The sequence below is a fragment of the Falsigemmobacter intermedius genome, assembly GCF_004054105.1.
GTDB classification, from domain to species: Bacteria; Pseudomonadota; Alphaproteobacteria; order Rhodobacterales; family Rhodobacteraceae; genus Wagnerdoeblera; species Wagnerdoeblera intermedia.
The window spans coordinates 159,005-179,509 of sequence record NZ_SBLC01000005.1 but is presented as its reverse complement, the minus strand read 5'-3'; the positions used below and the strand labels follow the sequence as shown (position 1 = coordinate 179,509).

Below are 20,505 nucleotides of genomic sequence, written 5' to 3'. Positions count from 1 at the left end.
GGTTTGCCCCCGGAAAATTTACCGGGGGTTAACCAATCAGGGGCAATCTGGCTGTGCGGATGAGGCGAGGTTGCGATGGAAAAGCGTTTGTTATCTTCCACCACACCCTTCACCCCACCCACCGCGGAAGACGACAGATTGTCGTGGCTCCGCCTCATTCGCTCCCCCAGGGTTGGTCCGGTGACCTTTCACCGGCTGCTCGCGGAACATGGCTCTGCCGCTGCCGCCCTTGAGGCATTGCCCGCCATTGCTGCGGCGGCGGGCACCGCTGATTATACCCCCTGCCCCGTCAGAAGTGCTGAAGACGAACTTCGCCGGGGCGCCCGCGCCGGGCTGCGCCTGCTGCGCCATGGCGAGGCGGATTATCCCGCCGCGCTCAGCACGCTCAGCGATGCGCCCCCGGTGCTGTGGATTGCGGGCAGTCTTCTGCCGCTGCGCGCCCCCGCGCTGGCCATAGTGGGCGCGCGCAATGCCTCCAGCGCGGGGCTGCGGCTTGCGAAGGAACTGGCTTCTGAACTGGCCAATGCGGGGTTTATCATCTGCTCAGGTCTGGCGCGCGGGATTGACCGCGCAGCACATGAAGGGGCCGGGCCAAGCCGCACCATCGCCGTTCTGGCAGGCGGTGCCGACTGCCCCTGGCCGGAAGAGAACCTCGATATTGCGCGGCTGATCGCCCGCCACGGCACCCTGCTGAGTGAACAGCCGCCAGGGATGAAGCCCATGACCCGCCATTTCCCGCTGCGCAACCGGCTGATCTCAGGCCTCAGCCGTGCGGTCATCATCACCGAGGCCGCACAACGCTCTGGCAGTCTGATCACCGCGCGCAATGCGCTTGATCAGGGCAGAGAGGTGCTGGTGGTCCCGGGCCATCCGCTCGATCCGCGCGCCGAGGGCTGCAATATGCTGCTGCGCGACGGTGCCACCCTGATCCGCCATGCCGGTGATGTGATGGAGGTGACGGGCCGCCCGCCGCCCCGCAACCCGCTGCCGCAAAGCGCGCCCCCCCGCCCCCTCGGCCAGGGCGCAGCGATCGCCCGCGCCATGGCGGCTGCGGCAAAGCGCAGCCCCGGCCCCACGCTGCGCGAGCGCATTCTGACGCTGCTGTCCCCTGCTCCGGTCGCGGAGGATCAGCTGCTGCGCCAGCTTGGCATCCCCCCCGCTGAGCTGGCGCCCGCTCTTTTGCATCTGGAACTTGAAAATGCCGTCGAGCGGCGGCCTGGCGGCCTGTTGTGCAGCCCCGGCACACGCCAGGGGTGAGGATCAGCCTTCCTTGACAAACCCGCCCGGCAACCCCCATGTTGCTCCGCTGCCGCTGTCCTGGTGGCGCCAAGGAAGGACCCCATGCCAGTCGTCGTCGTCGAGTCGCCCGCTAAAGCCAAGACTATCAACAAATATCTTGGCCCCGGCTATACCGTTCTGGCGTCTTATGGCCATGTTCGCGACCTTCCCCCCAAGGATGGCTCGGTTCTGCCTGACGACGATTTTTCGATGAAATGGGAAGTCGCGGCCGACAGCAAAAAGCATATCAAAGCGATTGCCGATGCGCTGAAGACCGATGACGAACTGATCCTCGCAACCGACCCTGACCGCGAGGGGGAGGCGATTTCCTGGCACCTGCAGGAGGCGCTCGCCTCCTCGATCAAGAAGGGCAAGAAGGTCAGCCGCGTGGCGTTCAACGCCATCACCAAACCCGCGATCCTGGCCGCGATGGAAAAGCCCCGCGATGTCGACACCGCGCTGGTTGAGGCCTATCTGGCCCGCCGGGCGCTGGACTATCTGGTGGGCTTTAACCTCTCGCCGGTTCTGTGGCGCAAGCTGCCGGGCGCGCGCTCGGCAGGCCGGGTGCAATCGGTCGTTCTGCGCCTTGTCGTTGAGCGCGAGATGGAGATTGAGGCCTTTAACCCGCGCGAATACTGGTCGGTGACCGCCACTCTGCTGACCCCGCGCGGCCAGCAGATTGAGGCGCGCCTGACCGTTCTCGGCGGCAAAAAGCTCGATAAATTCGATCTGGCTACGGTGGCGGCGGCGGAGCTGGCCGTCTCGGCCATCGACAAGCGCGACTTCAGCGTGAAATCGGTGGAAGCGAAGCCCGCGACCCGCAACCCCTTCCCGCCCTTCATGACCTCGACCCTGCAGCAGGAAGCCAGCCGCAAATTCGGCATGGGCTCGAAAGCCACCATGGCGGCCGCGCAGCGTCTCTATGAGGCGGGCCACATCACCTATATGCGGACCGACGGCATCGATATGGCGCCTGAAGCCATCACCGCAGCCCGTGCGGCGATCAAAGACATCTACGGCGCGAATTACGTCCCCGACAGCCCGCGCATCTATAAAAACAAGGCAAAGAACGCCCAGGAGGCACATGAATGTATCCGCCCGACGGTGCTTTCGGCCACGCCTGAGCAGCTGAAAATCACCGACTCTGATCAGCGCCGCCTTTATGATCTGATCTGGAAGCGCACCATCGCTTCGCAGATGGCCTCAGCCCGGCTTGAGCGGACCACAGTGGATTTCGCCAGCGCGGATGCCCAGGTGGAACTGCGCGCCACCGGTCAGGTGGTGCAGTTTGACGGCTTCCTGCGCGTCTATGACGAAGGCCGCGACGATGACGACGGCGAGGACAGCGCCCGACTGCCCCAGGTGATGCAGGGCGAGCCGGTCACCCGTGCCAAAGACGCGCGCCGCCCGGACTATGTGAAGGGCGCCGAATTCGGCACGCCGCCGGACCGCGCGACCAATATGGTTCTGGGCCAGGACGGCGCTTCGCTGGCGCTGCAACACCACACCCAGCCGCCGCCGCGCTATACCGAAGCCACGCTCATCAAGCGGATGGAAGAACTCGGCATCGGGCGGCCTTCGACCTATACCTCGATCGTCACCACGATTCAGGACCGCGAATATGTCACCAAGGACAAGAATCGCCTGATCCCTTCGGATAAGGGGCGGCTCGTCACGGCTTTCCTGACGAATTTCTTCCGCCGCTACGTCGAATATGACTTCACCGCGGATCTCGAGGCGGAACTGGATGACGTCTCGGCGGGGGATCGGGCCTGGAAAGACGTTCTGGCGCGATTCTGGCGTGATTTCTCGGCCTCAATCGGTGAGACCTCGGATCTGCGGATCAGTGAAGTCCTCGACAAGCTTGATGATTTTCTCGCACCCCACCTCTATCCGCTGCGGGCCGATGGCTCAGATCCGCGCAGTTGCCCGACCTGTGGCTCAGGCCGCCTGCATCTGAAAACCGCGCGTTCGGGCGGGGCGTTCATCGGCTGCGGCAATTACCCTGAGTGCCGCTACACCCGCCCGATCTCGGTCTCGGCGGATGATCCGGCGGCGGCGCTGGACGGTAAGGTGCTGGGCACCGATGACTTCGGCGTTGAGGTCACGTTGCGCACCGGCCGCTTTGGCCCCTATGTGCAGAAGGGGGAGGCCACGGCCGATGTGCCCAAACCCCCGCGCGCCAGCCTGCCGAAGGGCTGGGCCGCGGATCAACTGACCTATGAGCGGGCGCTAGAACTGCTGTCGCTGCCGCGCCAGATTGGTCCGCACCCCGAAGATGGTGAGATGATCGAAGCCGCACTTGGCCGCTTCGGGCCCTATGTAAAGCACGGGAAAGTCTACGCAAATCTTGCTGACGCCGAAGAGGTCTTCACCATCGGCATGAACCGTGCCGTCGAAGTTCTGGCGCAGAAAGCGGCCCGCGGGGCTGCCCGTGGCGCGGCCGCCGAGCCGCTGCGCTCGCTGGGCGAGCATCCGGATGGCGGCGAAATGCAGGTCATGCCGGGCCGCTATGGGCCCTATATCAAATGGGGCAAAGTGAACGCCACGCTGCCCAAAGAGACCACTCCGGAAGAGATCACGGCCGAACAGGCGATTGAGCTGGTCAACGCCAAAGCCGTGAAAAAGCCCGCGCGGAAGACGGCTGCGAAGCCGAAGGCTGAGACAGCGAAGAAACCGGCTGCGAAAAAGGCCCCGGCGAAAAAGGCCGCAGCCGCCAAACCTGCCGCGAAAAAGAAGGCCGCGCCGAAGAAGGCCGCGGCGGATGATGCGCTGACCGAGTGATTGCCGCAGCGCGGCGATTGACAGGTTACCAAGGGCGGGCCACAAATTCTCAGGGAAGCTTGGGAGGCCCGTCCGAATGAATAAAACCTACCCTTCCGCAGCAGCGGCGCTGGACGGCGTGCTGTTTGACGGAATGACGATTGCCGCCGGTGGCTTTGGCCTTTGCGGTATTCCGGAACTGCTGATCGCGGCGATCCGCGAGAGCGGCGTGAAAAATCTCACCATTGCCTCCAATAACGCGGGCACCGATGGCTTCGGCCTTGGCCAGCTTCTGGAAAGCCGCCAGGTGAAAAAGATGATCGCCTCTTATGTGGGCGAGAATGCGGAATTCATGCGTCAGTATCTCTCGGGCGAGCTGGAACTGGAGTTTAACCCCCAGGGCACGCTGGCTGAGCGTATGCGCGCAGGCGGCGCGGGCATCCCCGGTTTCTACACCGCGACCGGCGTCGGCACCGTGATTGCCGAGGGGAAAGAGCACAAAGACTTCGACGGCCGTACCTATATCCTTGAGCGCGGCATGGTGACAGACCTCTCGATCGTGAAGGCCTGGAAGGCCGATACTTCGGGCAATCTGGTGTTTCGCAAGACGGCGCGGAACTTCAACGCCCCGGCTGCGACCTGCGGGAAGATCTGCATCGCCGAAGTCGAAGAGATCGTGCCGATGGGCAGCATCGATCCCGACCACATCCATGTGCCGGGCATCTATGTGCATCGCCTGATTACGGGTCAGCACGAAAAACGCATTGAGCAGCGGACTGTCCGCAAGCGGGAGGTCGCATAATGCCCTGGGATCGCAATCAAATGGCGGCCCGCGCCGCGCAGGAACTGCAGGACGGCTGGTATGTGAACCTCGGGATCGGCATTCCGACGCTGGTGTCGAACTACATTCCCGAAGGCATGACGGTGACGCTGCAGTCAGAGAACGGCATGCTGGGCATGGGTCCCTTCCCCTATGAGGGGGAGGAAGACCCGGATCTGATCAACGCCGGAAAGCAGACCATCACGGAACTGCCGCAGACGGCCTATTTCGATTCCGCCACCTCTTTTGCGATGATCCGTGGCGGCAAGATCGCTATGGCGATCCTGGGCGGGATGGAAGTCTCGGAAACCGGGGATCTGGCGAACTGGATGGTGCCCGGCAAGCTCGTGAAGGGCATGGGCGGCGCGATGGATCTGGTCGCCGGTGTGGGGCGCGTGGTCGTGGTGATGGATCACACCTCAAAGACCGGTGAGTCGAAGGTGCTGAAAGAATGCACCCTGCCGCTGACCGGCAAGGGCGTGGTCAACCGCATCATCACCAATCTGGGTGTGTTTGACGTGGTCGAAGGCGGTCTGAAAATCGTCGAATGCGCCGATGGCGTGACTGAGGCAGAGCTTCGCGCCGCCACGGAAGCGACCATTGTGAACTGAGAAGAAAGGGCGGCGGCCTTCAGGCCGCTGCCGCTTCGGCCCGGGGGTACATCAGCGCCATGCCGATCCCGCGGGCTGCGTTCAGGCTCAAAAGCGCGCCCCAAAGTCCGTGGCTGCCAAAGGCAGGGACAAGGACCAACAGAGCCGCCACATAGACCGCCACGGCTGCGATCATCACATTGCGCATCTCACGCGTCAGCATCGCACCGATGAAAATCCCGTCGAAGATATAGCTCGCCGCACTCAGGAGCGGCAGCACCACCAGCCATGGGAGAGCCAGTCGCGCCGCCTCCCGCACCTCAGGCGAGGTGGTCATCAGATCGATCAGCCATGGTCCCGCCAGCAGATAAAGGGCCCCCAGTGCCAGCCCCCCGGCCAGCGCCCATTGCCCGGTGATCACGCTCGCGCGGCGCACATCGGCACGCCGCCTGGCCCCCACCGCCTGGCCCACCAGCGCCTCTGCCGCAAAGGCAAATCCATCCAGCGCATAGGCCGTCACTTCCAGAAACTGCAGCAGCACCTGATTGGCCGCGAGTGTGACATCCCCCATGCCCGCACCCAGAAACAGAAAGGTCGTGAAACTGCCCTGCAGGATCACTGAGCGGATCATGATATCGCGGTTCACCCGCAGCATCTGGCCCCAGGCACCGGCCACAAACACCTGCGCCCTCAGCGCCAGAGGCCGCAGAGCCGAACGGCAGAGCCAGAGCCCGAGGCTCAGCCCCGCGATCTCTGCGATCAGCGTGGCGATGGCAACGCCCGGCACCCCGAGGTCCAGCCCCAGCACAAACCAGAAATCCAGCGCGATATTGACGCCGTTCATCACCAGTTGCAGCGCCAGCACCGCCCTTGTGCGCTCCAGCGCAATCAGCCAGCCGGTAATGGCGTAAAGCATGATGGTCGCAGGCGCACCCCAGATCCGGATGCCCAGGTAGCTCCGCGCGAGTTCTGCGACCTCCGCGCTCGCAGGTGCGATGCGAAAGGCAGCCTGGATCAGCGGATATTGCAGCGCGACCATCAGCAGTCCGGCCAGCCCGCCGACCATCAGCCCGCGCAGCAAAATCGCATCACGCTCCGCCCCGTCCCCGCGCCCGATGGCCTGAGCCGCAAGGCCCGAGGTGCCCATCCGCAGAAAACCGAAGATCCAGTAAACGGACGCGAGGATCACCGCCCCAAGGCCCACGGCCCCGATCGGCGCGGCCAGCCCCATCTGCCCCACAACGGCGGTATCCACCGCCCCCAACAGGGGAACGGTGGCATTCGACAGCACGACCGGAAGCGCAATGCGCAACACGCGCTTTTGGGAAATCTCGGTCATGCAGGTCTCGCAGGGTCAGGTGGTCAGGGGCGTTCCGGCATCAGGAAATGCCCGGTGGCCTGGGCCAGCAGCCGGTTGCGATTGTCCTGCCAGGCCTCAACATGCACGCTGGCATAGCGCCGCCCCGAGCGGTTCACGCGGGCGCGGGCATAGGCATCGCGCGGAAGGCCCGTGCGCAGATAATCCACCGTGAAGTCGATGGTTTTGGGCAGTTTCGGCACATAGCCCGCCTCAAGATCGGTGGGAAGAATCCGGCCCTGCTCAACATCTTCCCAAAGCGTCTGCCAGCAAAGCTCAAGCACCGCAGTGGTTTCAAGGAAGCCCGCCGTTGCCCCGCCATGAAGCGCCGGCAGCAGCGGGTTGCCGATCAGCATATCCTGATAGGGCATGGTCGCAGTCAGCTCATCCCCGCGGCGGTCGAACTGAAAGCCCATGAAGCTGACATAGGGAATTGCACGGATCAGCGCTGACAGCGCCGCATCCCGGCGCAGTTTGATGACCTGGACGGGTTCGGGACGGGGGCGCGGGGGCAGCGTCATTCGGCCAGGCTCCGGTTCACGTGCTCATTGGTGAAAGCGCCGGTGGCCGTGGCCACGGGCTTCTCGGTGTTGTCGTCGTAAGCCACGGCCCGCACAAAGGCGACCGTGCGGGTCATGTTATAGCAAAAGGCCTCAGCGCAGATGCGCTGGCCGGGGGTTGCGGCGCGCATATAATCAATCCGCAGATCAAGCGTGGCGGTGCCGCCGCCGCTGACCGGATGGGTGGTCACCGCGATGCCGCTGGCGGTGTCCAGAAGGGCATAAACAGCCCCGCCATGCATCACACCCGTTGTGGGATCCCCGATCAGGGCCGGGTTGTAAGGCATTGAAATGCGAACCTTCCCGTTATGCATACCGTCAAAGCGCATATTCAGCGCCCGGGCATGCGGCAGGGCATCGAGATAAGCTTGCGGCGTTAATTCTGCCATAACGGAACTCCGATCCAGTGCCCACAGTTGAGCCATCCCGCCTGCCCTGCGCAAGCCCCGATTGCAGCCCTGCCCCGATCGGACTAGGTTGCGCCCGCAGGAGGCCCCCCATGACTGACCCTCAACTCTCTTTCAAAGAGATGTGCGCCCGCTTCGACGTCACACCGCGAACCTTGCGCTATTATGAATATATTGAGCTGCTCAATCCTCATAAAGAGGGGCGCAGCCGCAGCTATGGTCCGCGTGAGGTGGCGCGGATGAAGCTGATCCTGCGGGGCCGTCATTTCGGCTTCTCGCTGGAAGAGATTCGCCAGTGGCTCGATCTTTATGAGACCCAGGGCACCGCCAGCCAGCTTCGCGCTTTCATCGCCATGGCAGATCGTCAGACCGCCGCGCTGCAGGAGCAGATCACTGCGCTGCAGGCCTCGCTGCAGGATCTGGCACAGCTGCGTGCTGAAACACAAAGCAGACTGGAGGAGCTGGGGGAAAAATAACCCTGGTGTGACAACCCGTTCCGGGGCCGGGGTCTGGACCTTTTCCCGGTGCGGGTGTTTGGTAACGCGCAGTGAGCGATGGAGACTCTAATGGCATTCGGCACCAATATCCGCACCTGGTTTGAAGGCAGCTGGCACGACGGCGATCTTGCGGTCATGAAAGCAGCAGACCACGGCATCTGGCAGGGCTCGAACGTCTTTGACGGTGCGCGTCTGTTTGAGGGCATGACCCCGGATCTGGATCTGCACTGTGCCCGCGTCAACCGCTCGGCCGAAGCGCTGATGATCACGCCGACCATGGACCCCGCTGAGATGGTTGCGATCATCCGTGAAGGTCTGAAAGCCTATGGCCCGGGCGCTGCGGTTTATGTGCGTCCGATGTATTGGGCGGTCGACGGCTCGGAACTGGGGGTTGCACCGGCGGAAAACTCGACCGCCTTTGCGATCAGCCTCGAAGAAGTGGCGATGCCGGACTTCAACACCCCGACGACGCTGACCACCACCCGCTTCCGCCGCCCGCTGCTGGAGAACTCGGTCTGCAACGCGAAAGCGGGCTGCCTTTATCCCAACAACGCCCGGATGCTGGTTGAGGCGAAGTCGAAAGGCTATGCCAACGCCCTCGTGACCGACATCATGGGCAATGTGGCAGAGACCGCCACCGCCAACGTCTTCATGGTGAAAGACGGTGAATATTTCACCCCGATCGCCAATGGCACCTTCCTGTCGGGCATCACCCGCGCGCGTCACATCAAAAACCTGCGCGCTGCAGGCTATACCGTGCATGAAGCCGTGCTGAAATACGAAGACTTCCGCGCCGCAGATGAGGTCTTCCTGTCGGGCAACTTCGCCAAAGTGACCCCGGTGAAAGAATTTGACGGCACCCATTATGAGGCACCGGGCAAATACACCACCATCGCCCGCGATCTCTATTGGGACTTCGCAAAAGCGGATGCCGCAAAAGCATAACAGTCAGGGCGGGAGCATCTCCCGCCCTTTTTCATTCCGCCGGGCAGGCCGGCAAAAGCACAACGAAACGTGACAACGACAGCGACCGCGCTGCTCATCTGCTCATCTCAATTTCGGGAAAACCGGCGCCGCAGCGCCATAAGATCCTTTGGAGCGGGTAGCGGGAATCGAACCCGCCCCATCAGCTTGGAAGGCTGAGGCGCTACCACTACACCATACCCGCCCAAGGATCTGAAACTGCTGATAACACCGGAAAATCTGCCATGGCAAGCAGAAAGCGCAGCCCTGCTGAAGAAAGAAGCGCGGGCCGCGAAAACCTGCGCGGCAGACAGGTCGAGGTGGACAGCCGCGAATGCCTCAGACTAGGCTGAGACCAATTTTAAAGACCTGCGCCGCTCCGGCGCAGCAGCGATTGGCGATGAGATGCGGGACTTTCAAAAACCGGGCCGTTCGGCCGTTTATGCCACCAACGGGATGTGTGCCTCTTCTCACCCGCTCGCCTCTCTCACCGCGATCAGCCTTTTGCAGGCCGGAGGCAGCGCCGCCGATGCGGCCATTGGCGCGGCCCTGGTTCTGGGGTTCTGCGAACCGCAGATGACGGGTCTGGGGGGCGATGCCTTTGTGCTGATCAAACCGGCGGGGCGCGAAGATGTGCTGGCGCTCAACGGCTCAGGCCGCGCGCCGGCCGCCCTGAGCGCGGAGGCGCTGCGCGCGGCAGGCCATCAGAGCATGCCGCTTTATGGCGTCGAAGCGGTCACTCTGCCAGGGGCCATTGCCGCCTTCTGCCGTCTTCATGCCGACCACGGACGCCTGGCCCTGGACCAGGTTCTGGCCCCGGCGATCCGCGCCGCCGAAGAGGGGGTGCCGGTCGCACCGCGCACCGCCTTTGACTGGCAGGAGACCGGGCGGCTGAAGGGCGCCGCGAGAACCCATTTTCTGCCCTGGGGCCGCCCGCCGCAAGTGGGTGAGATCTTCCGCGCCCCCGGCCAGGCCGAAGTGCTGCGCCGCATCGCCCGCGAAGGCGCCAGGGGCTTTTATGAGGGCGAGGTGGCAGAAGATATGCTCACCAGCCTGCGCGCCCTCGGCGGCTGCCACAGCGCTGAGGATTTCGCCTCGGTCACGGCCTTTTACGACACTCCGGTCTCTGCCCCCTATCAGGGGGCTGAGCTGATTGAGCATCCGCCAAACGGTCAGGGAGTGGTGGCGCTTCTGATGCTCAACATCCTGAGCCATTTCGATCTGGCGGCGATGGACCCCTTTGGCAGCCTGCGCACCCACCTTGAGGCCGAGGCCACGAAGCTCGCCTATGATGCGCGCAACCGGATGATCGCCGACCCCGATCACACCACGCGCCTTGCGCATATGCTGGCCCCGGAAACGGCGGCAAAGCTTGCCGCGCTGATCGATCCCAAACGCGCCCTGCCCGCCGTGGCCGCCGCGACCGAGGCCATTCACAAAGACACTGTCTGCCTTTCGGTGACGGACCGCGACGGCATGGTGGTTTCGCTGATCTATTCGACCTTTCACGCCTTTGGCACGGGTCTGGCGTCAGAGAAATTCGGCATCAGCTTTCAGAACCGCGGTGCGGGCTTTTCGCTGGAGGCAGGCCACCCCAATGAGGCAGCAGGCGGCAAGCGGCCCATGCACACGATCATCCCGGGCATACTGGCGCAAAACGGCCGGGTGGTGATGCCCTTCGGCGTCATGGGCGGGGCCTATCAGCCCGCAGGCCATGCGCGGCTGGTCTCGAACCTGCGCGATTACGGCATGGATCTGCAAAGCGCCATTGATGCCCCGCGCAGCTTCTGCGGGCCGTTCTCGGGCACCGACAGCCTGCGGCTGGAGCGGGGCTATGATCAGAAGACCGCCGCAGAGCTTGCCGATATGGGCCATACCGTCACCTGGAGCGATGAGCCCCTGGGCGGCGCACAGGCCATTTTCTGCCACGAAAGCGGCATCTTCGAGGGGGGCTCTGACCCGAGGAAGGACGGCTGCGCCCTCGGTTACTGACGCCTTTGCAAGACCCCGGGGAGGAGGAGCCCCAAAGACATGCAGATGCCCCTGCCCGACCCGCAGATCCTGGCCCGGAGAGAAGAAATCCTGGCCGGACTGCGGGCGATCCTGCCCGCTGACAGTGTGATCTCAGACCCCGTGGCGCTGCGCGCCTGGGAATGTGATGCGCTCTCGGCCTATCGCTGCCCGCCGCTCGGTGTGGTTTTGCCGCGCTCGACCGAAGAGATCTCTCAGGTGCTGCGCTATCTGCACGGTCTGCGGGTGCCCGTGGTGCCGCGCGGCGCGGGCACTTCGCTCGCAGGCGGGTCGATGCCCACGGCGGATGCGGTCATCCTGGGTGTCGCGCGGCTGACCGGGGTGCTGGAGGTCAGCTATGACGACCGCTTCATCCGCGTCCAGACCGGGCGGACCAATCTTTCGGTCAGCGCGGCGGTGGCCGAAGAGGGGTTCTTCTATGCCCCCGACCCCTCCAGTCAGCTGGCCTGCGCGATCTCGGGCAATATCGCGATGAATTCGGGCGGCGCGCATTGCCTGAAATACGGCGTGACAACGAATAACCTTCTGGGCGTCACGGTGGTTCTGATGGATGGCACCGTCGTCACGCTTGGCGGGCCTTACGCCGACAGCCCCGGACTTGATCTTCTGGGGGTGATCTGCGGCTCGGAAGGCCAGCTTGGGGTGGTGACGGAAGCCACGCTGCGCATCCTGCCAAAGCCCGAAGGCGCGCGCCCCGTGCTTCTGGCCTTCGACAGCTCCGAGGCCGCCGGGGCCTGCGTTTCCGCCATCATCCGCGCCGGGATCATCCCGGTCGCCATTGAATTCATGGATGCCCCCTGCATCCGCGCCTGCGAAGCCTTCGCCAAAGCGGGCTACCCCGACTGCGAGGCCCTGCTGATCATCGAGGTAGAGGGCGCAGAGGAAGAAATGGCCGCGCAGCTTGCCCGCATCAGCAAAATTGCCCGCGACTTCGCCCCCGTAGAGATCCGCGAAGCCCGCTCTGAAGATGAGGCCCGGCGCATCTGGCTGGGCCGCAAATCGGCGTTCGGCGCCATGGGACAGATGGCGGATTACATGTGCCTCGACGGCACGATCCCGGTCAGTGAACTCTCCTTCGTTCTGCGCCGGATTGCTGAGCTTTCCGCCGGATACGGGCTGAAGGTTGCCAATGTCTTTCACGCAGGCGACGGCAATATGCATCCGCTGATCCTCTATAACGCCAATGATTCCGAAGACCTCGCCCGCTGCGAGGCGCTTGGGGCTGATATCCTTCGGCTCTGCGTCGAAGTCGGCGGCTGCCTGACCGGAGAACACGGCGTGGGCGTGGAAAAGCGCGATCTGATGGAGGTGCAGTTTGCCCCGGCGGATCTGGAGGCGCAGATGCAGATCAAGGATGTCTTTGACCCGCACTGGCTTTTGAATGCCGCCAAGGTCTTTCCGCTCACTGTCTCGCAAAGCCGCCGCGAGGGCCGCGCATGATCCCGCAGTCTGAAGCCGAACTCGCCGACCTTCTCGCCACTGCGAGCGCGCCGATGCAGATCCGGGGCGGCGGCACCCGCAGTCTTTTTCCGGCCCGGGGCGCTGTTCTGGAGACCCGCGGCCTGACGGGCATCACGCTTTATGAGCCCGCGGCACTCACCCTGGTGGTGCAGGCCGGGACGCCGCTTGCACAGATCCGCAGCCTGCTGGCGGCTGAGCGTCAGCGCCTGCCCTTTGATCCGCCGGATTTCGCAGCGCTTCAGGGGCGCAGCGGCCTTTCGACCATCGGCGGCGTTGCGGCGCTCAATGCCTCGGGGCCGGGACGACTGCAGGCGGGAGCCTGCCGCGACTGCCTGATAGGCCTGCGCTTTGTGGATGGCACCGGTCGGGTGGTGAAAAACGGCGGCCGGGTGATGAAGAATGTCACCGGCTATGATCTGGTGAAGCTGCTGGCCGGCAGCGAGGGTCGTATCGGCGTCCTCAGTGAGCTGTCGTTCCGCCTGCAGCCGCTGCCGGAGACGGAGGTAACGCTGGTGCTGGAGGGCATTCCCGCCCGCGATCAGGCCGCCGTCATGGCACGGGCGCTGACCTCGCCCTGGGATCTCTCAGGGGCGGCGTCAGATCCCGCAGCGGGCCGGGTCTGGCTGCGGCTTGAAGGGTTTGACGAGCAGACCCGCTACCGCAGCGCAAAACTGCGCGAGCGGCTCGCACATGGCGATGTGACGCTGATGGAGGGCGCGGCATCAGCCGCCCTTTGGGCAGATATCCGCGATCTGACACCGCTGAGCGGGGCTGAGGCGGTGATCCGCCACTCCGCCCGCCCCTCGCATATGCCGGGGCTGCTGGAGGTGATCGCGCAAACGGCCGCCGCGCAGGTGCTGAGCGATCTGGGCGGGGGCTGGCTCTCTGTCGGCTGTCGCGCCGCCGATGCGCCCGCGCTTTTGCGCGCGCTTCAGGCCAGAGCAGCCGTTGAGGGCGGTCATGCAAGGCTGTTGAAGGCGCCCTCTGATCTTCCCGCGGGCCTGGCCCTGCGCCAGCCTGAAGATCCGGTCACGGCCCGTCTCAGTGCCGCCATTGCCGCGAAATATGATCCTAAGGGGCTGTTTTCGCCCGACACCCCACCGCAGAAGGCCTGAGATGCAGACCCGCTTTACCCCTGAGCAACTCACCAACCTTGACCTGCGCGAGGCCGATAAACAGCTGCGCGCCTGCGTTCACTGCGGATTTTGCACGGCCACCTGCCCCACCTATCAACTTCTGGGAGATGAGGCGGACGGCCCGCGCGGCCGGATCTATCTCATCAAAGAGATGCTCGAAGAGGGCCGGCCGGCAGATGCAAAGACCGTTCAGCATATCGACCGCTGCCTGTCGTGCCTGTCCTGCCGCACCACCTGCCCCTCGGGGGTGAATTACATGCATCTGGTTGACCACGCGCGCGCCCATATTGAGGCGACCTGGAAGCGCCCGCTGGCTGAGCGCGCGCTGCGCAGCCTGATTGCGAAGGTGCTGCCGCACCCGATGCGCTTTCGCCTCGCCCTCGGGCTGGGGCGGCTGGCAAGGCCCTTGCGCGGGCTGATGCCCGATCCGCGTCTGCGGGCCATGCTGGACATGGTGCCCACCCGACTGCCCCCCGTCTCGCGCAATGATGATCCGCAAAGCTTTCCGGCAAAAGGGACGCAGAAGCTGCGGCTTGCCCTGCTGACCGGCTGTGCGCAGCGGGCGCTCAACACCGATATCAATGACGCCACCATCCGCCTTCTGACGCGGCTGGGGGCTGAGGTGGTGGTGGTGAAAGGCGCGGGCTGCTGCGGGGCGCTGACCCATCACATGGGCCGCGAGGCGGAAGCAAAGGCCAGCGCTGCCGCCACCATCCGCGCCTTCATGACAGAGGTCAGGGGCGCGGGGCTGGACGGGATTATCATCAATACCTCCGGCTGCGGCACAACGGTGAAGGACTATGGCCACCTCTTCCGCGAGGATCCGGAGCTTGCACAGGATGCTGCCACTGTTGCGGCCCTGGCCGGGGATGTGACCGAATGGGTGGACCGCGCAGGCCTGGCCGAGGGCAGTGCCGCCCCGGAGGCGCTGACCATCGCCTATCATTCGGCCTGCTCTCTGCAGCATGGCCAGCAGATCCGCAGCCTTCCCAGGGAGCTTTTGCAAAAGGCAGGCTTCACGGTGCGCGAACCGGCGGATCCGCACCTGTGCTGCGGCTCTGCCGGGACCTACAATCTGTTGCAGCCCGAAATCTCTCATAGGTTGCAGGCGGATAAGGTCGCAAAGCTCGAAGCGCGCCGGCCTGATGTGATTGCGGCGGGAAACCTCGGCTGTATGATGCAGATCGGGAACGCCAGCCGGGTTCCGGTCGTTCATACGGCAGAGCTTCTGGACTGGGCGACGGGCGGACCCAAACCGCCTGCCCTCAGCGAGCGGAGCTGAACCGGACCCTGCCGCAGGGCGCCAAGAAAGACGAAAGACGTGCTGAAGCCTGCCGCCCTTTTCTTCGGCCTTCTGGCCGGCCTCGCCGCGCCCGCCGGGGCGGAGGGGCTCAGACGGCTGGAAACCGGGACCGACAGCCGCGGCTGGGAAGCGGTGGGGCGTCTGGATCTGGGCGGCACGGGCTTTTGCACGGCAGCCCTGATTGCACCGGATCTGATCCTGACCGCCGCCCATTGCCTGCGCGAGCGGGAGAGCGGCGCGCCGGTCCCCGTCACCCGGATGGAGTTTCGAGCCGGATGGCGCAATGGCCGCGCCGCCGCTTATCGCCAGATCCGCCGGGCGGCGGCGCATCCCGATTACCTCTGGTCGCCGGAAGAGGACGCCTCCCGCGTCCGTTACGACATTGCCCTGCTGGAACTGGATCAGCCGATCCGGCTGCCGTCGCTGAAACCCTATGACACCGGCAAGAGCCCCGAGCGGGGGGCGGAGGTGGGGGTGGTTTCTTATGCGCGCGACCGCTCTGAGGCCGCCTCGCTGCAGGATCTGTGCCATGTCCTGAGCCGTCAGTCGGGCATGCTGGTGATGTCCTGCGATGTGGATTTCGGCTCTTCAGGGGCACCCGTCTTTTCGCTGCGAAGCGACGGTCTGGCGGAGGTGGTTTCGGTGGTGGCGGCAAAGGCAGAGCTGGAGGGGCGCAAAGTGGCGCTTGGCAGCGATCTTGAAGGGGTGATCCCGGTTTTGAAATCCGCCCTGAGCGATGAGGAATTTCACCGCCGCCCCGCAGGCAGTCTTCCGCAGATGACGGACGAGCCCAAAGCCTCAACCGGTGCCAAATTTCTGCGGCCCTGAGAGGTAGCTGTCTTACAGTGCAGCCCGGGGACGCCGGCTGACGGTCAGATCCGTGACCCCGATCCGACCCGTCGCAGCGGGATTGAAAATCAGATCAATCCAGGCCGCTTCGACCCGCCTTTCGTTCAAACCGACATAGAACATGTCAAATTCAGCCACCCCTGCGATGCCCGAAGGCCCGGTCAGCTCGCGGGAGATCTGCTCCGTGTTCGGGCCATGACGGATGTTCAGCCGGGCATAGGCCCGCAGCCCCTGATCTGCGCTGACGCTGGTATCAAGGCGGATCAGATGCCGCGCGCGCAGCCCCTGAACCGCCTCAGCAGGCAGGTCAAAGACCAGCGAGAGAAAGCTGCCGCTGAAGCCCTGAAGACCCAGATCAAGCCCGGCCCCCTCGCCGCTGCGCAGGGTAATCTCTCCGGCACCCGCATCGTGGAAAAGCTTCACACCCGGCAGGACCATCCTGCCGCTTTGCCCGGCGGTCGTGGCAAAAGGCCCGGCAGCCAGATCGGCCGACCAGGCCCATTCCAACCCTGCCAGCCCCTTCAGCCCGGGTGCTGCCCCCTCACTCAGGACAGGCCGCTTCTCCGGCTCCGGCGCTTTGCGACTGTTCAGCCTGCTCAGAAGGGTTTGCAGCCGGGCTGCCATCGGAACTTACCTGCTTTCGTCACTCTGCCATAGGGTCTGACAGAGGGAGCTTAATAATTTGCCCTCAAAGGGTCACGGTCGGGCAAACCTGACTCACCCCCGGGATGCGGGTAACGCCGAGCCTGCTTTCACGGTTGCAACAAAGGCCCGCAGCAGCGCCATCCCGTCACGATCAGAGAGCGGTGCCTGGGGCAGTGCCAGAACCGACAGGCTGACCATGCGCCCCCCGGCAGGCACCACCGCCCGCCAGTATTCCGGCTGGACCGTCCCCCAGGCGAACCGGCCGCGATCGGTCAGACGCATGTAGACGACATCCCCCTCGGCAAACATGTGGCGGATCTGCATATCCTGCGCCTCGCCTGAGCGCGACAGCGCTGCACGGCCCTGACGGGTCGCGGCAAAAGCCTGCATCGCGGGCAAAATCCGCTCCGGCTCAGTGACCATGGGACGCGCGCCGACTGCCGCCGTCATCACCGCCTCATGGGCCGCACGGGGCGCGAAGATCCCGGCCCCCATGCCACGGCAGGGCGAGAGCATCACCAGGGCCGAGCGGCCGGCGTCATCGCGGCTGGTCTCGCGGTCAATGCAATAACCCGGCGGGCCCGAGACGATAAGCTGCCCCCCGGCAACCGCCATCTTTGACGGCGGCGGGCCGGAGAAGCGCGATTGCTTCTCCGGCCCGGTCGTGCCTGTCATCTGACAGCCAGTGAGTGCGAGGGCGAGGCCAAGCCCCGCCGCCGCACGACGGACCTTACTGGTCCATATAGACATGGGTTTCCGCTTTGGCGCCGGGGTGGGTAACCGCACCGTAACGGGCCGAGCCGACCAGTTTGGCGTATTTCCAAAGCGAGCCCGAGTTGTAGTCGGTCTTCTTCGGACCGGCCCATTCGGCTTTGCGTTTTGCCAGCTCTTCGTCCGAAAGATCGACCGAGATTTCGCCGGTCACCGCGTTGAGCGTGATCATATCGCCGTTTTTGATCAGCGCGATCGGACCGCCATGCGCGGCCTCCGGCCCGACGTGGCCCACGCAGAAGCCACGGGTCGCACCCGAGAAGCGGCCATCGGTGATGAGCGCCACTTTTTTGCCCATGCCCTGGCCCGAGAGGGCCGCCGTGGTCGAGAGCATCTCACGCATGCCCGGACCGCCTGCGGGGCCTTCGTTGCGGATGACGATCACATCGCCTTCTTTGTACTGACGCTTCTGAACAGCCTCAAAGGCCTCTTCTTCGCATTCAAAGACATTGGCCGGGCCGGTGAAGACCTGCTCTTCTTCCGACATGCCCGCAACCTTCACGATGGCCCCATCGGGTGCCAGGTTGCCGCGCAGGCCGACAACACCGCCGGTTTTCGAAATCGGCGCATCGATGAAGTGGATGACTTTGCCATCGGGATCATGGGTGATGCGGCCGAGCGCATCGCCCAGTTCTTCGCCCGAGGCGGTGAGGCAGTCGAGGTGCAGCAGACCGGCGCGGGCCAGTTCCTTCATCACGACCGGAACGCCGCCCGCTTCGTGCAGGTCTTTGGCAACATAGTCGCCGCCCGGACGCAGGTTCACGAAATAGGGGGTGTCGCGGAAGATGTCGCAGACATCAAACAGATCGAAGTCGATGCCCGCTTCATGGGCGATCGCCGGAAGGTGCAGACCGCCGTTGGTCGAGCCGCCGGTGCAGGCCACCACGCGGGCGGCGTTTTCCAGCGCCTTGCGGGTCACCACGTCACGGGCGCGGATGTTCTTCTCGATGAGTTTCATCACGGCCTGGCCGGAGAAGTCACCATATTGGTCGCGGCTCTCATAGGGTGCCGGCGCGCCCGAGGAGTTCAGCAGCGCGAGGCCAATGGCTTCCGACACACAGGCCATGGTGTTGGCGGTATATTGACCACCGCAGGCACCGGCCGAGGGGCAGGCCACGCGCTCAAGGATCTGCAGTTCCGCATCCGACATGGTGCCGGCAGCATGTTTGCCCACGGCCTCGAACACGTCCTGAACCACAACGTCTTTGCCGTTCAGTTTGCCCGGCAGGATCGAGCCGCCATAGACGAAGACCGAGGGCACATTCAGACGCACCATGGCCATCATCATACCCGGCAGCGACTTATCGCAGCCTGCCAGACCCACCAGTGCGTCGTAGCAGTGGCCGCGCATGGTCAGCTCAACCGTATCGGCAATCGCATCGCGCGAGGCCAGCGAGGAGCGCATGCCCTCATGGCCCATGGCGATGCCGTCGGTCACGGTGATGGTGGTGAATTCACGCGGCGTGCCGCCACCCTTTTTCACACCCATTTTCACCGACTGCGCCTGACGGTTCAGCGCGATGTTGCACGGTGCCGCTTCGTTCCAGCAGGTCGCAACACCAACCCAGGGCTGGTGAATTTCCTCTTCCGAAATGCCCATCGCGTAGAAATAGCTGCGGTGCGGCGCGCGGGCCGGACCCTCAGTGACGTGACGGCTCGGAAGTTTCGATTTGTCGAAACGCTGGTTGGTGCTCATCGGGCTTATCCTTCGCAACTGGCTGCGCCATGGGATAAGCCGTGGACAGGCGCGGAGCAAGAGCAATGCTGTCGCGCATGCCGATCTTTATGATGCGATTATTGCGTCAATGGCACGCGCAAGCTTCAAATCTTTCGCTGTCAGGCCGCCATCGCTATGGGTGGTCAGCCGGAAGCTGCACCAGCCCCAGCCGAAGGACACATCCGGGTGATGATCCTGCGCCTCTGCCGCTTCTGCCACCTGACTAACCAGCGCCAGCGCTGAGGCAAAATCGCGGCGGCCGACACGCAGATGCAGGGCCGCCCCGTCACAGCGCCAGCCGGCGTTCAACTCCGCCAGTGCGGTCTCGATTTCCGGGTCAGTCAGTCGCATATCGGCTCTCTTCCCTGATCTCGGCTCTTGCGGACAACCCCGACCGGGGCCTCCGGCTCCCTCTTGCCAAATCGCGCAGGGCGGCGTCACTCTGCGCCACAGCCTGCCCGAGGAGAAGAGAATGACCCAAAGCCTGCCCGATGTCCCCGACCTTTACACTGCGCTTTTGCAGTCCGGTGCCGCGGCGGATGAGCTTGAAAGCCTGATCGCGGGCTCTTCGCCTCAGGTGCAGGCGCGGCTCTCGCAGGTTGACCAGGGGCTGTTGCGCGCCCTGCTGCGCAAAGGCTCGGGCGGTGAGGCCGTCCCCGGGGTCACTAAGCTGAAAGCCTGGCTCGCTCAGGCCGAGGTGCAGCCCGTGGTGCGCCCCCTGCCCGATCACAGCAATGCGCGGCTGCTGCGCGCCGATGGCAGTGATCCGGCGATGCCGGAATATTCCGACCGGGCGTTTGATCCCTGGTTTGAGGCGCTGAACCTGCCCTATGGCACCGGCCCGCGCGGCGAAAAGCGCAGCTGCTATGCCTCAGATCAGTTCGCCGATGCCGCCAGCCCCGAGCGGCGGCAGATCCATCTGGGGATCGATATCTTCGCCCCCGCCCTGACGCCGGTTTATGCGCCGCTGCCGGGTGTGGTGCGCTCGGTCGGCTATAACGCCGATCCGCTGGACTACGGCCATACGCTGATCCTGGAACATGACGGTGGGGGCCTGCCGTTTTACACCCTCTATGGCCATCTCGCCGATACGCTGCCGAGCCTTGTGAAGCCCGGCGAGAGTGTCGAGGCGGGGCAGCCAATTGCGCATTTCGGCGACTGGCATGAAAACGGCGGCTGGTCGCCGCATCTGCATTTCCAGATCATGGCGGATATGCTGGAGCAGTCGGGCAATTTCTTTGGCGTGGGCCATGAAAGCCTGATGGCGGTCTGGGATGACATCTGCCCCGACCCGGGCCTGCTGCTGCGCCTGCCCGAAGATCTTCGGCGCGTCTGAGCACGATGCAGGGCCGGTCCC

At 64.5% G+C, this 20,505-nt stretch carries 19 protein-coding genes and 1 tRNA gene; 12 read left to right on the top strand and 8 right to left on the bottom strand.

Going from position 1 to position 20,505, the window contains the following annotated elements; genetic code table 11:
• The first annotated feature begins 75 nt into the window (after window positions 1-75).
• The 4 genes from dprA to EP867_RS05345 all read left to right on the top strand — a co-directional run bounded on the left by dprA (window position 76) and on the right by EP867_RS05345 (window position 5,472).
• On the top strand, window positions 76-1,257 hold the full coding sequence (dprA, locus tag EP867_RS05360) for a DNA-processing protein DprA (protein WP_128487166.1): 1,182 nt from the start codon (window positions 76-78) through the stop codon (window positions 1,255-1,257).
• A gap of 84 nt (window positions 1,258-1,341) precedes the next feature.
• On the top strand, window positions 1,342-4,062 hold the full coding sequence (topA, locus tag EP867_RS05355) for a type I DNA topoisomerase (RefSeq protein ID WP_128487165.1): 2,721 nt from the start codon (window positions 1,342-1,344) through the stop codon (window positions 4,060-4,062).
• Window positions 4,063-4,138: 76 nt separating this feature from the next.
• A complete protein-coding gene (locus tag EP867_RS05350) occupies window positions 4,139-4,843 on the top strand; it encodes a CoA transferase subunit A (protein ID WP_128487164.1) in 705 nt (234 codons plus the stop codon).
• Window positions 4,843-5,472, top strand: a complete 630-nt coding sequence (locus tag EP867_RS05345) for a CoA transferase subunit B (RefSeq protein WP_128487163.1) — start codon at window positions 4,843-4,845, stop codon at window positions 5,470-5,472. Before EP867_RS05350 ends, EP867_RS05345 begins: the two co-directional genes overlap by 1 nt.
• 19 nt (window positions 5,473-5,491) lie before the next feature.
• Here the strand turns inward: EP867_RS05345 and EP867_RS05340 are convergent, their stop codons facing one another.
• Genes EP867_RS05340 through EP867_RS05330 form a run of 3 tightly spaced genes read right to left on the bottom strand, consistent with a single transcriptional unit; the run spans window position 5,492 to window position 7,757 of the window.
• A complete protein-coding gene (locus EP867_RS05340; RefSeq protein WP_128487162.1) occupies window positions 5,492-6,790 on the bottom strand; it encodes an MATE family efflux transporter in 1,299 nt (432 codons plus the stop codon).
• Between the two features lie 23 nt (window positions 6,791-6,813).
• Window positions 6,814-7,329, bottom strand: coding sequence for a PaaI family thioesterase (locus tag EP867_RS05335; RefSeq protein ID WP_128487161.1), 516 nt, complete (start codon window positions 7,327-7,329; stop codon window positions 6,814-6,816).
• On the bottom strand, window positions 7,326-7,757 hold the full coding sequence (locus EP867_RS05330; protein WP_128487160.1) for a PaaI family thioesterase: 432 nt from the start codon (window positions 7,755-7,757) through the stop codon (window positions 7,326-7,328). The genes EP867_RS05335 and EP867_RS05330 overlap by 4 nt, the downstream gene beginning before the upstream one ends.
• A gap of 110 nt (window positions 7,758-7,867) precedes the next feature.
• Between EP867_RS05330 and EP867_RS05325 the strand changes: the two genes are divergently transcribed.
• Entirely contained in the window at window positions 7,868-8,251 is a 384-nt protein-coding gene (locus EP867_RS05325; RefSeq protein WP_128487159.1) for a MerR family transcriptional regulator, read from the top strand.
• Between the two features lie 90 nt (window positions 8,252-8,341).
• On the top strand, window positions 8,342-9,217 hold the full coding sequence (locus EP867_RS05320; RefSeq protein ID WP_128487158.1) for a branched-chain amino acid aminotransferase: 876 nt from the start codon (window positions 8,342-8,344) through the stop codon (window positions 9,215-9,217).
• A 149-nt stretch (window positions 9,218-9,366) separates the two neighbouring features.
• Here the strand turns inward: EP867_RS05320 and EP867_RS05315 are convergent.
• A tRNA-Gly gene (locus tag EP867_RS05315) sits at window positions 9,367-9,440 on the bottom strand.
• 200 nt (window positions 9,441-9,640) lie between these two features.
• Between EP867_RS05315 and EP867_RS05310 the strand changes: the two genes are divergently transcribed.
• Genes EP867_RS05310 through EP867_RS05290 form a run of 5 tightly spaced genes read left to right on the top strand, consistent with a single transcriptional unit; the run spans window position 9,641 to window position 15,994 of the window.
• Window positions 9,641-11,227 carry a gamma-glutamyltransferase family protein gene (locus EP867_RS05310; protein WP_128487157.1) on the top strand — a complete coding sequence of 529 codons (1,587 nt, stop codon included), beginning with the start codon at window positions 9,641-9,643 and terminating at the stop codon, window positions 11,225-11,227.
• Window positions 11,228-11,266: 39 nt separating this feature from the next.
• Window positions 11,267-12,706: an FAD-linked oxidase C-terminal domain-containing protein gene (locus EP867_RS05305; RefSeq protein ID WP_128487156.1), complete on the top strand. Its 1,440-nt coding sequence runs from the start codon at window positions 11,267-11,269 to the stop codon at window positions 12,704-12,706.
• Window positions 12,703-13,842 (top strand): FAD-binding protein, encoded by a 1,140-nt coding sequence (locus EP867_RS05300; protein ID WP_128487155.1) that lies wholly within the window; start codon window positions 12,703-12,705, stop codon window positions 13,840-13,842. The genes EP867_RS05305 and EP867_RS05300 overlap by 4 nt, the downstream gene beginning before the upstream one ends.
• Window position 13,843: 1 nt before the next feature.
• Entirely contained in the window at window positions 13,844-15,145 is a 1,302-nt protein-coding gene (glcF, locus tag EP867_RS05295; RefSeq protein ID WP_128487154.1) for a glycolate oxidase subunit GlcF, read from the top strand.
• 39 nt (window positions 15,146-15,184) lie between these two features.
• A complete protein-coding gene (locus EP867_RS05290; protein WP_164888768.1) occupies window positions 15,185-15,994 on the top strand; it encodes a trypsin-like serine peptidase in 810 nt (269 codons plus the stop codon).
• Window positions 15,995-16,006: 12 nt separating this feature from the next.
• Here EP867_RS05290 and EP867_RS05285 read toward each other — a convergent pair whose 3' ends face one another.
• The 4 genes from EP867_RS05285 to EP867_RS05270 form a co-directional block, all read right to left on the bottom strand.
• On the bottom strand, window positions 16,007-16,639 hold the full coding sequence (locus EP867_RS05285) for a DUF6478 family protein (RefSeq protein WP_128487153.1): 633 nt from the start codon (window positions 16,637-16,639) through the stop codon (window positions 16,007-16,009).
• 93 nt (window positions 16,640-16,732) lie between these two features.
• Entirely contained in the window at window positions 16,733-17,410 is a 678-nt protein-coding gene (locus EP867_RS05280; protein ID WP_128487152.1) for a hypothetical protein, read from the bottom strand.
• On the bottom strand, window positions 17,391-19,127 hold the full coding sequence (gene ilvD / locus EP867_RS05275; RefSeq protein ID WP_128487151.1) for a dihydroxy-acid dehydratase: 1,737 nt from the start codon (window positions 19,125-19,127) through the stop codon (window positions 17,391-17,393). Before ilvD ends, EP867_RS05280 begins: the two co-directional genes overlap by 20 nt.
• An 87-nt stretch (window positions 19,128-19,214) precedes the next feature.
• Window positions 19,215-19,499, bottom strand: coding sequence for a 4a-hydroxytetrahydrobiopterin dehydratase (locus tag EP867_RS05270; protein ID WP_128487150.1), 285 nt, complete (start codon window positions 19,497-19,499; stop codon window positions 19,215-19,217).
• A 121-nt stretch (window positions 19,500-19,620) separates the two neighbouring features.
• On the opposite strand from EP867_RS05270, the gene EP867_RS05265 reads away from it, so the two are divergent.
• Window positions 19,621-20,484 (top strand): peptidoglycan DD-metalloendopeptidase family protein, encoded by an 864-nt coding sequence (locus EP867_RS05265; protein ID WP_128487149.1) that lies wholly within the window; start codon window positions 19,621-19,623, stop codon window positions 20,482-20,484.
• The last annotated feature ends 21 nt before the right edge of the window (window positions 20,485-20,505 follow it).

Coding starts and splice junctions, on each gene's coding strand:
- EP867_RS05305 (WP_128487156.1), top strand. CDS start 11,267: ATGCAGATGCCCCTGCCCGACCCGCAGATCCTGGCCCGGAGAGAAGAA.
- EP867_RS05310 (WP_128487157.1), top strand. CDS start 9,641: ATGCGGGACTTTCAAAAACCGGGCCGTTCGGCCGTTTATGCCACCAAC.
- EP867_RS05345 (WP_128487163.1), top strand. CDS start 4,843: ATGCCCTGGGATCGCAATCAAATGGCGGCCCGCGCCGCGCAGGAACTG.
- topA (WP_128487165.1), top strand. CDS start 1,342: ATGCCAGTCGTCGTCGTCGAGTCGCCCGCTAAAGCCAAGACTATCAAC.
- EP867_RS05300 (WP_128487155.1), top strand. CDS start 12,703: ATGATCCCGCAGTCTGAAGCCGAACTCGCCGACCTTCTCGCCACTGCG.
- glcF (WP_128487154.1), top strand. CDS start 13,844: ATGCAGACCCGCTTTACCCCTGAGCAACTCACCAACCTTGACCTGCGC.
- EP867_RS05270 (WP_128487150.1), bottom strand. CDS start 19,499: ATGCGACTGACTGACCCGGAAATCGAGACCGCACTGGCGGAGTTGAAC.
- ilvD (WP_128487151.1), bottom strand. CDS start 19,127: ATGAGCACCAACCAGCGTTTCGACAAATCGAAACTTCCGAGCCGTCAC.
- EP867_RS05335 (WP_128487161.1), bottom strand. CDS start 7,329: ATGACGCTGCCCCCGCGCCCCCGTCCCGAACCCGTCCAGGTCATCAAA.
- EP867_RS05340 (WP_128487162.1), bottom strand. CDS start 6,790: ATGACCGAGATTTCCCAAAAGCGCGTGTTGCGCATTGCGCTTCCGGTC.
- EP867_RS05325 (WP_128487159.1), top strand. CDS start 7,868: ATGACTGACCCTCAACTCTCTTTCAAAGAGATGTGCGCCCGCTTCGAC.
- dprA (WP_128487166.1), top strand. CDS start 76: ATGGAAAAGCGTTTGTTATCTTCCACCACACCCTTCACCCCACCCACC.
- EP867_RS05350 (WP_128487164.1), top strand. CDS start 4,139: ATGAATAAAACCTACCCTTCCGCAGCAGCGGCGCTGGACGGCGTGCTG.
- EP867_RS05280 (WP_128487152.1), bottom strand. CDS start 17,410: ATGTCTATATGGACCAGTAAGGTCCGTCGTGCGGCGGCGGGGCTTGGC.
- EP867_RS05285 (WP_128487153.1), bottom strand. CDS start 16,639: ATGGCAGCCCGGCTGCAAACCCTTCTGAGCAGGCTGAACAGTCGCAAA.
- EP867_RS05320 (WP_128487158.1), top strand. CDS start 8,342: ATGGCATTCGGCACCAATATCCGCACCTGGTTTGAAGGCAGCTGGCAC.
- EP867_RS05330 (WP_128487160.1), bottom strand. CDS start 7,757: ATGGCAGAATTAACGCCGCAAGCTTATCTCGATGCCCTGCCGCATGCC.
- EP867_RS05265 (WP_128487149.1), top strand. CDS start 19,621: ATGACCCAAAGCCTGCCCGATGTCCCCGACCTTTACACTGCGCTTTTG.